A 12892-nucleotide genomic window follows, 5' to 3' on the forward strand; every position below is an offset into this window, starting at 1 on the left:
GATTTATTATGCCCGTACTGCATTACACAATTTAAATTAATCTAGAAATCTCTTTTGCTTCCCCCCGTATTGGTTATTTTCACATATGTATTTCAATGATCTTTCCAATACGAAAACGTTTGCATTGATTGTTAAAAAAATAGTTTATTTATGTCTTCATATATCTGTAAATACGAAAAGATCAGGGAAATTATTTTAAAGCAATCGTTTGTTATCGCTTTCATTTTATAGCACTTCCCATTAAGGGGTCAATATATTATTAATTTTCTGTTTTTATATACTATAAACCTAAAATCTTTGTCGCAACTTCTTAAAGGTAGAGTACCTAATTATTGCTTAGTAAGTTTATTTTTCAAATACATTGGTATGAAAAAAACAGCTAATATCCTTAAAACGACATTAGCTGTTTTTCATAATGTAATAATATATGAATAAGAACTATATTTCTAACTTACTTAATTTTTGCTGCATCAAATGCCTTTTGTACTGTTTGAACTTCAGCTGAATTTGCACCATATTTGTTAGTTGCCACTCGAATACATGCTGATCTTAATTCTTTGAAATTAGAAGTCATGTTTAACTCATCTGTATTTGCGTAATAGAAAATATCAAACATTTTATCTTCACCAATTCCTTTAACAGTTACACCGTTATGAGTTCCGCCTTTTGCGATGAGATACGCAACTTTATTGATAATGCTTGAATTAAAATGAACGCCACCTTGATCCCATCCATTAAAATCATTAAATTCGCTGTAATCATCTGGATAAGGTACTCCAAGTGAAGATGGAACAGAGGCTGGGTTTTCCATATCACGGAAGACAGATCCAGTTTGTTCTCCCATCGTCCAGTTAAAGCTTCCATTATTTACGTATTTCTCAATAGATGTTCCCATAATATCAGATAGTGCCTCATTAATCGCACCAGATTCACCGTAATATTCAAGATTAGATTCACTAGAAGTAACAGCATGTGTAAATTCATGGCCAGCTACGTCATATGCTTTGACGATAGGATCACCATATACAAGCATACTTCCATTATTAGCACTCAATGCATTCTGCCAATTTTTCGGATCATTCGTCTCTTCAGAATCCCAAGCGTGTACAACTGAAACTACCTTTTGTCCCTTATTATCAAAGCTATTACGGTTGTATTTATCTTTATAAAAATCAAAAACTTTTGTTGCTAAGTAATGAGCACTTACTGCTTTTGGATCGTTAAATGTTGTCGAAGTACTAGTTGCTAATGTACCAGGATAATAGCTTTCTTCTTTCGTAATATCTCTATAATTCACATCATATGTTTCAATTCCTTGCCCTCTTGTATAATCAGCCAGAGCATATTTGCCATTACTTTGTTTAGAAATACCAAATGAACGAGAGATCCCTAAATCATCTTTTCCAGTGCCCGTTAATGATGTAAGACTGCTTTTTTTACTTTTCTTTAAGGCTCCAACTAGTTTTTCACTTGCTTTCAAGTTAGACTCTTGTACCATATTTTTTAACATATCACCATTTTGTGCATTTACTAAATATGTTCCGGAAACATATTTTGGTGTTGCCGCTTCAAATGTAACCTGGTATGCATTGCTAGCTTGGCCATTATTTTCATCAACAAAAATAACTTCCTTAACTTCTGGCTCAGAAATAAAATTGATATCGTTCCCGTACTTCGTATAAATATATTGTTTCGCTTCATCTTTTGATAGATTGATAGGCTTTTTCAATTCTTCTTGTTTTAAATTTTGCGCGCTATCACCTGAAACACTTTTAATAACACCGTTATAATCTACGTGTGCAGTTAATTGATGGCCATATACTTCTTTTCCTTCATATGTTTGCTGTATACGTACAAGTGTAGTCCCATCATATGAATCACGTTTTTGAAGAACTTTGTAATCTACTCCAGTTTCTCCATTGACTTGTTTTGAAGAAAGGGCTTGTTCTGTTTTCTCCTTAAGAGCATCTTTTACTACATTCTCTGGTGCCTTTTGTGACGGTTGTGTAAGTTCACCAGAACGGAATGATTCCTCCTGAATTTGAACTTGTAGTTGATCTGTTTCCTCTGCATGACCTACTCCGTATGGTGCTACTGCTGTTAAAGCTAAACCTGTTGTTAATGCTACCTTAGTTAACGTCTTTTTGTTTTTCATTTTTTCACCTCGTATAATTTTGAAATAGAAAGCTTGTACAAAGTATACTGCCTGCTCCTGTCGAAAAAAAGGGAAAATACACAATTTATGTAACATTATGCAAAATTACATAATGTAAGGGCGATAATACGAATAAAGAACAACTTATATATGTGCATGAATTTCAAAAAAAAAAGAGCACTTTAAGGTGCTCTTCAAATACGATTATAAATTATGCATTGTGTCATTTATTAGTATATGCTCGTCTCATTCAATTGTTTATTTGGTGATTTCGCTGCACAATAACTTATAAAAATTAGTTATCTCATACATTGAAATTCTTCGTTACTATTTGATTAGTAGATAAAAGAGATAGTTAAAATAATGTAAGAAATAAGCATTATAAAAGCAAACCAATAGATAAAGATATCACTCGACATGTATTGTGTTATTCTTTTTTTCATATAAATTTGTTTTACTTATTTACTTTTTCAGGATTAATTTGAAATTGACCTTTCCAAGATCCAGCTATTTTTCCTATTTTATTTATGTTTACATCTAATGTTAAAGGCTGTTTAAAGGAACCTTTTCCTTCAAGACCTTCAACAAATGTAATGACGCCTTCTGGTCTGTCTTTATCACGAATGCCTACATGCTCTAACTGTTTTCCTTCTGACAATAATTCAAATGGTGAATTGTCTTCACCTTGAATAAATGATAATTGTGAAAACATACCATTTCCTGTGTTATATTCAGGATTTTCTTCTTGTTGTCCATTTACTTTTCCATCGCTTTTTATATCTAATCCATTTGTATCAAATTCAAATGGCATTAGAGTTCCATCGGCTTTCTCCACTCTATAATGAACAGATATACGTGCATCTGCCACATATAATTCTTTAAAATGTACAGTTATCCCTTGATCTGTTATCTTTTCATCAATAGGTATAAACTGCCCGTTCAACATACCTTCTTGTTGTACACCGTTTTCATCTTTACTTCCTTCATTCACAACCGTATCATTTAATACTTCATTAGCAAAGTAAGAAGCAATATTAGTTGCTGCAACTTGAACTTGCGGGATCATAGCTATAGTAAAAATGCCTACCGCAGCAACCGACGTATACATGAACCGTTTTGATTTTTTATTCATATTTGAAAATACTCCCTGCTTTCTTTCTATCGTTTGATTTGTACTAAGTACATTATTAGTCTGGTTATAACCATTAAATGTTTGCCATGCTTTTTCGACATCAATATTTATTTCTGGAGCCTCATGAAGCTTCTCCTCGGCTAGTGTTGAATGTTCCCATTGATTTAATTCTGTTAGCTCAATTAATAAATTTTGACACTTCTTACATTTGTCTAAATGCTTTATAAATTGTTTTCTTTCCTCACGCGAAAGTTCGCCATCAATATATGATTGAATGGATCCCATTTCATAACAAGTCATTTATTTCCCCTCCATTTGTTCAAAAGTTTTTCGGAACTTAAGTTTAGCTCGTGCCAACAATGTTCCAACAGACGAATCTTCAATCTGAAGTACTTGCGCGATTTCTTTATATCGAAACCCTGAAAATTTCATTAATAATATTGTTCGATCTTGTTCTTTCATTTTTCGCAAAACCCTTTGTACTTTTGTAATTTCTTCTTTTCTGATCCATTCATCATCTAGTGACGAATCAATTTGAACTTCTTGATACTGGGTTTCTTTATCGATTCTTGCCCGATGTCTCTTTTCAGAGCGAATGTAGTTATAGGCGACATAAGTAGAAGACTTTATAAGCCAAGCACATAAATTTTCTATTGCTTTCCAATCTGAATGATACAGTTGCAAAAACACCTCTTGCGCTAATTCCTCAGCAACCGTCTGTTCTTTAATGATCCATATTATTTGTTTAACAACATACGCATAGTTTTGTTTAAACAACGCTTCAAATGTTATATGTGAAACATTCCTCTCTTCACTTTTTATTGTTTGCATGTGAATAAAACCTCTCTCTCTTTTGATGCCTGCATTATAGAGAAACCAGAATGCTCATTTTTGTGACAAAAAAATAATATTTTTATTATGTACTATTACGTACATTCATCATATAAACAAATATTCATATTAATTAAAGTAAACTTTTTTCTCAATAACAACATAAAACCCACTCTCAACTATTTTTAAGAGTGGGTTTTATACTATTAAAAAACAATTTTTTAATACCACTTATAATTTATACTACTTATTATTTGTTCTTTTTTATTGACACAAATAAATCAACCTTTAATTTTCCTTCTAGGTCTTCTGCAACATTGTTCATACAAAACTCTAAATTATCCCTATCATAATCTGCACTATATTCACTATTTGGTAACCACACTGCGTACATATATCGATACACTTCACTTAATTTATGAGGTTTATCATAGAATTCGTATAGAGCGTATAGACCTCCATCTACACTTTTAAATTGCACATCCTCATGTTGTTCTTTTTCAAAGTTTTTAGGTATGGTAACGCAAGCATCATGTCGGCACATATGACTTGCAACAAGTTCAGGGTTATCTAATGAAATTCCGATAAATGATTGCTCAGGTGGATAAAGCTTATTTTCAATAGACCAGTTCAATAACTTCCCCCAATGATCTTGTGGTTCAAAGTAACTACCAGTTCTTCTTATGAATGCCACTTCTAATGATGGTAAATTTTTTATAATCACTTTCATATACATCACTCCCCTTAACAAATCTCTACTCAAATTATTTAGCCTTTATTTTCATATATTCCTTCATAAATAAAAAATACCCTGCCACTTTTATACTAAATAACATAATAGAATTCCTTTCATCGTCCTAGCAAATTTCTTGAAATACAATAATTAAAAGCATCCTTCTTTCGATTATCATTAAATAAATGTAAAAAATGTCCCTATTCATTCATTTTTCATGCGTATGTATGTACATTTGTTAATTTATTCGATATATTATGTGTATTGAATGATTACGAAAAACTTATAGCTCGCTAAAAATACCTTATATTTTTATATCCGTGAAAACTACAAAATGTATAAAATTCCATTTGTCAAATGAATTTAATGCGGAAGGAGGTTTGTGGTTACTTCATCGGGATATAATAATCAGTTTTAAACTGATAAAAATATAGGAGGCGATATAATGTTTCGTACGATTTCAAATTTCATGAGAGTAGCTGAGATAAGAAGGAAAATCCTTTTTACATTAGCGATGTTAATCGTTTTTCGAATTGGCACGTTTATTCCAGTTCCTCATACTAACGCAGAGGTATTAAAAGTACAAGATCAAGCTAACGTTTTAGGTATGCTAAACGTATTTGGCGGAGGAGCATTGCAACACTTCTCAATCTTTGCTGTAGGTATTACACCATATATTACAGCTTCCATTATAGTACAATTACTACAAATGGACGTCATACCAAAATTTTCGGAATGGGCAAAGCAAGGAGAAATGGGCCGTAAGAAATCAGCTCAATTTACTCGATACTTTACAATCATTCTCGCATTCATACAAGCCATTGGGATGTCTTATGGCTTTAATAATATAGCAGGTGGACAATTAATTACAGATCAAAGCTGGACTACATACTTATTTATTGCGACAGTTTTAACTGCAGGAACTGCATTTTTACTTTGGTTAGGTGAACAAATTACCGCTAACGGAGTAGGTAATGGTATTTCGATGATTATCTTCGCAGGACTTGTTGCAGCGATTCCAAATGTTGCGAACCAAATTTATTTGCAACAATTTCAAAATGCAGGCGATCAATTATTCATGCACATCATAAAGATGGTCTTAATTGGTCTTATAATTTTAGCGATAGTTGTTGGCGTTATTTACATACAACAAGCGGTGCGTAAAATACCGATTCAATATGCAAAAGCTGTTTCAGGCAACAATCAATATCAAGGAGCAAAAAACACTCATTTACCTCTTAAAGTAAATAGTGCTGGTGTAATTCCAGTAATCTTTGCTTCCGCATTTTTAATGACGCCGCGTACAATTGCGCAGCTCTTCCCTGATTCAAGCGTATCAAAATGGTTAGTTGCAAACCTTGATTTCGCACATCCAATTGGAATGACACTTTATGTCGGTCTTATCGTTGCTTTCACATACTTCTATGCATTCATTCAAGTGAATCCTGAGCAAATGGCAGAGAATTTGAAAAAGCAAAATGGATATGTACCTGGTATTCGTCCTGGTAAATCAACAGAACAATATGTAACGAAAATTTTATACCGTTTAACATTTATCGGTGCAATTTTCTTAGGTGCAATTTCAATTTTACCGCTTGTATTCACAAAGATTGCTACATTACCACCTTCTGCACAAATTGGTGGTACAAGCTTACTGATTATTGTCGGTGTGGCACTTGAAACAATGAAAACGTTAGAAAGTCAGCTTGTAAAACGTCATTATAAAGGGTTTATAAAAAAAGCGAATTAAGTAAAAAAAACACAGTTGGTTATTTTTCCAACTGTGTTTTTAATTCTACTGCATCTAATTTTTCTACTAATGTACCAATGATCTTTTCCAAGTTCATTATTTTTTCTTCTAGGGCTCGAATGCGTTTATTGCTCTCGTCTACATCATTATATTTTAAACTGTTATTGGATACTTTGAACTGCTCCCCTAATTCGGAAGTGATATCTTTAACAGTTGATTTTCCAGCATTATCTAGTGCATTTGTATTTGATTTTAATTCAAATTGAAGCTCATATGTATTTCCAGTTAACTCTTTAGCTATTTGCGAAATTAAATCTTTATAAGACTTTTTAACCCACTCTTGTTGGAATTCGTTTTCAAAATAAATGATTAATGAATCTTCATTTATTCTAGCTGTCGTTTCTTTGACCCAAGTTTCATATGACGGTCTCGAAATTTTTAATTGCATTTTATCTTTTATTTTATTCCAAATTGTTTTTGATTCCTCTTGTCCGGAAGTACGTTGATTATTTTGCACGTGATGGATCTGTGCTTTAGAAGTAGCGCTTGATCCTATTTCGAACCAAATTTGATATTCTTCATCAGTAAGTTTCTGTACGGTACTTGAAATTATATTTTTATACTCACCTTCAAGCAAATCACGATGAAACGCATCTTCACAAAAGATTATTACTTTATTATCTTTTATCGTAGCATTTGTATTTCTAATCCACGTCATAAATGTTTTCTCTGCTAATTTTGGTCTTAACGCTTTCTTTACTTCATCCCAGCTACTAAGCTTTTCTTTTTGGACATCTTTCAAGTTAGATGGTTTGCCATTACATAGATCAAACTGAATTTCAAACGTCGTATTAAACATTTCTCTTAATGTATTAAATACTAATTCTTTATAATGAGATTCTAACCAGTCACGTGCAAATTCATTTGGACAATAAATTGTTAATATATCATCCTCTAAATAAACAGTAGTATTCGTAAACCAAGTTTCATATGATGGTTTTGAAATTTGCGGTCGAATTTTTTCCTTTACTTCAGTCCAATTTATTTTCATAATAACTCCCCTCTTCTTACAGATCTCTTTCATATAGCTTGATAATATTACGCCTTTCCAATAAATAAAGTCAATCCGTATCATGAATAAAATGAAACATGTTTATATTCACTCAAAATATAAGCTTCTCTAACGCCTTCTTCATTTTAATACCTCGTTATTCTTAACAACTGGTTTTAAAACTGGTCTGTCTTTTCATTCTTCAACACTACTATATTGATCTATAACAATTGCTTTCATGTCCTCTCCCTTGCTGTTTATTTTAATAACATACAATTATTTCTCAAAATTTTTCCCCTTAAATTATCATAAACTTATTTTTGGGGGTAATTACGCAAAAAACAAAGCAAATCTAACACACAACTTAGAGTCATTCAAAATTTTATGTTTAATTACATTCAAAAGAAATGGAGAGAACTCTATGACTGAAAAGATATTTAAAATAAACGAGATTGATATATGTACAGAAAGCTTTGGAAACCCTAAAAATCCAGCTATTTTATTAATTATGGGTGCTACGTGTTCAATGGTTTATTGGGATGAAGAATTTTGTGAACAGTTGGCTAACACGGGGAAATTTGTTATTCGTTTTGATAACCGTGATGTGGGACGCTCTGTCGCATATGAACCTGGAACTTCTAATTATTCCGTTACGGATATGGCTGAAGATGCAATTGGGGTACTAGATGCTTATCATATTGACAAAGCGCATCTATTTGGTATGTCTTTAGGCGGTATGATCGCTCAAATTGCTGCTGTAAAACATCCCGAAAGAATTTTATCGTTAACATTATTAGCTACAAGTATAATAGGCTCTGACGATAACACGCGCGATTTACCTCCGATGGATGAAAGTATTTTAACACATCACGCAAATGGCACACATTTAGATTGGACAAATGAAAAAGTTGTAGCAGAATATTTAGTTTCAGGGTCCCGTCTATTATGCGGGTCCAAACGCACATTTGATGAAAAACGAGTCTATAATCAAGTAAAATAAGAAATTGAACGAGCTAACAATTTATTAAGCATGTTTAATCACGCTTTACTTCAAGGCGATGATGCATATGAAGGGGTGCTTCACTCCATACAAGCACCTACATTAGTCATTCACGGAACAGACGATACCGCGCTCCCTTTTGAACATGGTCTCGTACTTATTGATGAAATTCCTAACTCAGTTCTATTAACCCTTGAAGGCGCAGGACATGAAAATCATCCTGATGACTGGGAAGACATCATTCATGCTGTTACTGAACATACAGCTAAAATAATAGATAAATAACGAATAAAAGGGGCACGCCACAATTTGTGCCCCTTTTATTCGTTACATGTAAAAAAGCCCATCACTGTATCCGTATGTATAGTGATGGGCAATACTTATATTTTTCTATGTTTAAAAAAACGGACAATCTAATTGATCAACAGCTTCCCATGATTTTTTTTTTATATTATCGGTGGATTTATTTGCTTCTAGTGGTAAGCTTTTAAAAGGATTAACTTCTACTTTTAATAAAGATGATGGCTCAACGTATAACGAGAAAACATGGCTACTTGGTATAGCTTTTGACACATCAATATCTCCTACTTGTTTAAAAAGTTGCTGCGCTGCAAAGAAAAAGAAGTTGGTTGGATTTGATTGTTTATTCAGCCATGCAAGCATTTCAGGTGATACTGACTTATGAATATTAATTTTTACTCGGTCACCACGTTTATATCGCCTAGATCGCATACTTCCACCAACTAACTTATTGTTAAGTTTGTAAATCCTAACTCTTTTTGCTTATGCTCTCTATATTTTGGCGAACAAGTGTAGACTAATAATCCACGTGCATTTGTAAATAATGGATTATCTACAAAGATTACATTTGTTAAACGCCCTTTTTGTTTTAAAATCATTTTCAGGCTATTTTTTATGATAACTGCGCCCCCACCATAAATAAAAACATATGGATCGTCTTTCATATCATCAATTTTGTTAATAATATCCGTTGCAACGCGCGCTGCTAAACCTAATAGTGCTGGTTGTGATTCCTCAACTAATAATGCATTTCTAGGGTGTTTATCGTTTAAATAAATTTGATTGAATTCTGTAATACTATCAATTGTCTTTGTTGGATACTTCCGGTTCCATCTCGTAATAATTTGTAGTAACGTTTCTTTCACACCGTACGATAAACCCTTACTTAGTTGTGGTCTAAAGTTTACACCTAGTGAAACGACTTCTTCTGTCGTTCCTGCACCAATATCAAAAGATAATAATGTTTTATCAACAAAATCAATTTCTGACACTTTATTTTGTTCACATTCTATTTTATGTTTTACAACATTTCCTTCTTCATCATATACAATGCCCCACGTCCCAGAAGCACCCTCAGGTAGGCATTTGCAATATTCGATGGAAATATTAATTGTAACATCACGTCCGTTTGGATAATGGAACACAACCTTATGATTCCCCATATAACGTTTCGCATTTTCCGCCGCTATTTCTTGTGTAATAAGCTGCATAGGGAGAGCAACAGATAAATCATATCGAATGTTAATGTGGCTAGAAGTTGGACTTTGACGCATAGCACTTACCGCTAAACCAGATAGAATCGTAATAACCATTAACTCATCAGTTGACTTATTCGATTTCTTCTCAACCTCAGTACCTTTTAATTGATCTTGAATGACTTTTTCTCCAACGATATACCGCACATTATTTAACATTAACGATGGAGAACTAATGGTCACGTCAATGTGATTTTCTAATTCAGATAATGAAACATCTCCCTCATCTAACAATCCTGTAGGCTCTCCTATATATAAAGCATATATACTCGGAATAAAAATAGGATCTTGCCCTTTCACCATTAACTTCAAACCGTTATTTCCTGCATCAGCACCAGCTTTTAAAAGAATAGACATAACTACCCCCTAAATTAATCTGACATCCCTTCCAAATATATGCGAGCCCATTCTTTTACATTCAAATGTAATGTAATTTTTTATTAATCATAAAAACAAAATATCATATTCTCGGCTCTATATGTAAAAAGTATTTGACATGAAACTTTTCCAATTTTATACTATAATTGTAAAGAGTTTTTTACAACAGTGGAGGTGCCATTTTTCATATGAATCGCAAAAAATTCATTTTAATAACAATCGTTTTATCATTACTTGGAGTGCTTATACACGGGGCTTATAAATACATCGCTGAAGGTGCGATTTTAGGTGGAACAATTTTCACAAGCGCTTTAATACTTAGCTACCTTATCAATCATATTACATGGGGAGATCCTCACGGTGTATCAGAAGAAAGTCAAGATGAAATGGGACAACAAATTACATATAAAAGCTCTAAAATTGCATATTTTACGCTCGTAGTTGTAATGTTCCTTATATTACTCTTCTCTGAAGGGTTTTCTATGGGAGCTAATTTAAATGGGGTTAAAAACTTCCCTCTTTTTATTGCACTGTGCTCTTCATTCTTTATTCACCCTATTGTCGAGCTTATAGTCGCAAAACAATATAAATAAAAAGATGAGATTTTCTTTATACAGAAAATCTCATCTTTTTATATTTACATCCCCTCAACTATCACTTTTAATTTATTCACAGTCCGCCAATTTCTTACTGTAGCTGGTGTATGCAACTTCTGAAACTGGTTCATTAATTTAGAGTTTCGAATGCTATTTTTGAAAAATAAATACACAACTTTTTCATGTATATAACAATCTTCAGTCTCATTTTTTTGCATAAGTAGCTGATCTTTTTCTGTTTTAGAAAGTTCATGTGCTAAGAAGGCAATATGTATACTTTCGCCTTCTCGCAATGAATTGACTTCATAGGGGCATCTTTTTGTAATGTTTATAAATTCCTCATGTGTTCTTAACATAACCGGAACATCAAAACCAAAAACATTTTTAATTTCAGACTGTATTCGTTCCTTTAGAAATGTTATATCTTCCTCAGATTTGAATACGATATTCCCACTTTGAATATATGTTTTCACTTGTTTCAACCCTATTGATTCAAACGCTTGTTTTAAATCAGCCATTTTGATTATCTTATGCCCGCCTACATTGATTCCTCTTAGTAATGCAATATAAATTGTCATATCAATCCTCCGCATTTTAATGAACTGAGCAATTAAGTTGATTTTCACTCTCATATTTCTCGAATATTTGTTTTAATTCCTCTAACATATCATGTATAGATAATATCTCAAATAAAATGATAGATTCACTTGAAAAATGATGATGATATTGATTCGGTTTACAATGTGCTAAATCATTTTTATTAGTCCAAAATTGCTTATCTAATTCATCAATCAGTTTAAAATGTTCCTCATCTATTTTTTCACAATGATTTCTTAATATAGAAATTATAGAATGAATTGTTCGTCGTAAAATTTCTTTTTCATTTTGTGACCAATCACATGTTTCAATTGGTGCTCGAGCTAAATTATCTATATGATAAATAATTTGCTGTAATAAATGAAGTTGCTTTTGTACAAGTAAAAAGCTTCTCATTTCTTTTTTTGTATGTCGATGGTATTTCCAATCTTTTTGCTCATATTGAACAAATTGTACTGCTTTATGTAATAATATAGTTAATTTAGAAAGAGTATAGGTTGTCTCCTTTTTTATAACTTTCCCATCCATTAACGCAGTAAGCCATTCCTCCATAACATTTGCCGTTTTAACAAATAGCTCTTCTGTACATCCCGAAATTGTTTTAACATAGTGTGGTGGCAAAATAAAAAAATTCACTACAGTAGACACTATAATACCAGTAGATGTAGTAGCTAATCGAATTAAAAATGCAGTAAAATAATGATCTGCCGTAATGGGAATCATTGCAACAGCAGTTAAAGTTGCGACTAACGTTCCTGCGTGTAGCCTTAGTTTTTGACATGTAACGATTGTAAACATTGCCGCTAACGCATAAGAAAGCGCCTGATGACCTAGGAAAAATGTGAAAGTCATTGCATACGCCGATCCAATTGTTGAAGCTGGAAAACGAACTAGTCCTTTTTTTATAGAATCCGTTGCGGTTGGCTCAATTGTTACAATTGCTGTAATAACAGCAAAAATAGTTGGGATATTGAAAAATTCACAAACTAGAACTGTAAGAAAAACTGCAATTCCTGTTTTTATCACCCTTCCACCAATAATATTCCACTTTTTAACTTGATTCATTTTGTATTTCCTTCATTTCTATTTCGTTTATTTATATATTCTACATCA

General features: G+C 32.6%; 11 protein-coding genes and 1 pseudogene. 3 read left to right on the forward strand and 9 right to left on the reverse strand.

Features of this window, described 5'->3' with window-relative positions:
- Positions 1–451: 451 nt before the first annotated feature.
- The 4 genes from PDQ40_RS06100 to PDQ40_RS06115 form a co-directional block, all read right to left on the reverse strand.
- Complete coding sequence (locus tag PDQ40_RS06100) at positions 452–2155, reverse strand: M4 family metallopeptidase (protein ID WP_002170226.1); 1704 nt, start codon at positions 2153–2155, stop codon at positions 452–454.
- 454 nt (positions 2156–2609) lie between these two features.
- Positions 2610–3587 carry a DUF4179 domain-containing protein gene (locus PDQ40_RS06105; protein WP_000128540.1) on the reverse strand — a complete coding sequence of 326 codons (978 nt, stop codon included), beginning with the start codon at positions 3585–3587 and terminating at the stop codon, positions 2610–2612.
- Positions 3588–4118: an RNA polymerase sigma factor SigX gene (locus PDQ40_RS06110; RefSeq protein ID WP_001193463.1), complete on the reverse strand. Its 531-nt coding sequence runs from the start codon at positions 4116–4118 to the stop codon at positions 3588–3590.
- 250 nt (positions 4119–4368) lie between these two features.
- On the reverse strand, positions 4369–4848 hold the full coding sequence (locus PDQ40_RS06115) for an AraC family transcriptional regulator (protein ID WP_000864416.1): 480 nt from the start codon (positions 4846–4848) through the stop codon (positions 4369–4371).
- A 448-nt stretch (positions 4849–5296) separates the two neighbouring features.
- Between PDQ40_RS06115 and secY the strand changes: the two genes are divergently transcribed.
- Positions 5297–6601, forward strand: a complete 1305-nt coding sequence (secY, locus tag PDQ40_RS06120; protein WP_000490140.1) for a preprotein translocase subunit SecY — start codon at positions 5297–5299, stop codon at positions 6599–6601.
- A gap of 19 nt (positions 6602–6620) precedes the next feature.
- Here secY and PDQ40_RS06125 read toward each other — a convergent pair whose 3' ends face one another.
- Positions 6621–7652, reverse strand: coding sequence for a DnaA N-terminal domain-containing protein (locus PDQ40_RS06125; RefSeq protein WP_000700989.1), 1032 nt, complete (start codon positions 7650–7652; stop codon positions 6621–6623).
- Between the two features lie 421 nt (positions 7653–8073).
- Between PDQ40_RS06125 and PDQ40_RS06130 the strand changes: the two are divergent.
- Positions 8074–8937 (forward strand): annotated as a pseudogene (locus tag PDQ40_RS06130) (alpha/beta fold hydrolase).
- Positions 8938–9048: 111 nt separating this feature from the next.
- On the opposite strand, the gene PDQ40_RS06135 reads toward PDQ40_RS06130, so the two are convergent.
- Entirely contained in the window at positions 9049–9384 is a 336-nt protein-coding gene (locus tag PDQ40_RS06135; RefSeq protein ID WP_001257754.1) for a hypothetical protein, read from the reverse strand.
- Between the two features lie 11 nt (positions 9385–9395).
- Entirely contained in the window at positions 9396–10565 is a 1170-nt protein-coding gene (locus PDQ40_RS06140) for a ParM/StbA family protein (RefSeq protein WP_000025611.1), read from the reverse strand.
- A gap of 209 nt (positions 10566–10774) precedes the next feature.
- On the opposite strand from PDQ40_RS06140, the gene PDQ40_RS06145 reads away from it, so the two are divergent.
- A complete protein-coding gene (locus PDQ40_RS06145) occupies positions 10775–11179 on the forward strand; it encodes a hypothetical protein (protein WP_001080322.1) in 405 nt (134 codons plus the stop codon).
- A gap of 44 nt (positions 11180–11223) precedes the next feature.
- Here the strand turns inward: PDQ40_RS06145 and PDQ40_RS06150 are convergent, their stop codons facing one another.
- Positions 11224–11760, reverse strand: a complete 537-nt coding sequence (locus PDQ40_RS06150; RefSeq protein WP_000158237.1) for a DUF1697 domain-containing protein — start codon at positions 11758–11760, stop codon at positions 11224–11226.
- A 16-nt stretch (positions 11761–11776) separates the two neighbouring features.
- Positions 11777–12844: an aromatic acid exporter family protein gene (locus PDQ40_RS06155; protein WP_001077571.1), complete on the reverse strand. Its 1068-nt coding sequence runs from the start codon at positions 12842–12844 to the stop codon at positions 11777–11779.
- Positions 12845–12892 lie beyond the last annotated feature (48 nt).

The sequence above is a fragment of the Bacillus cereus group sp. Bc061 genome (genome assembly GCF_027715825.1).
GTDB classification, from domain to species: domain Bacteria; phylum Bacillota; class Bacilli; order Bacillales; family Bacillaceae_G; genus Bacillus_A; species Bacillus_A paranthracis.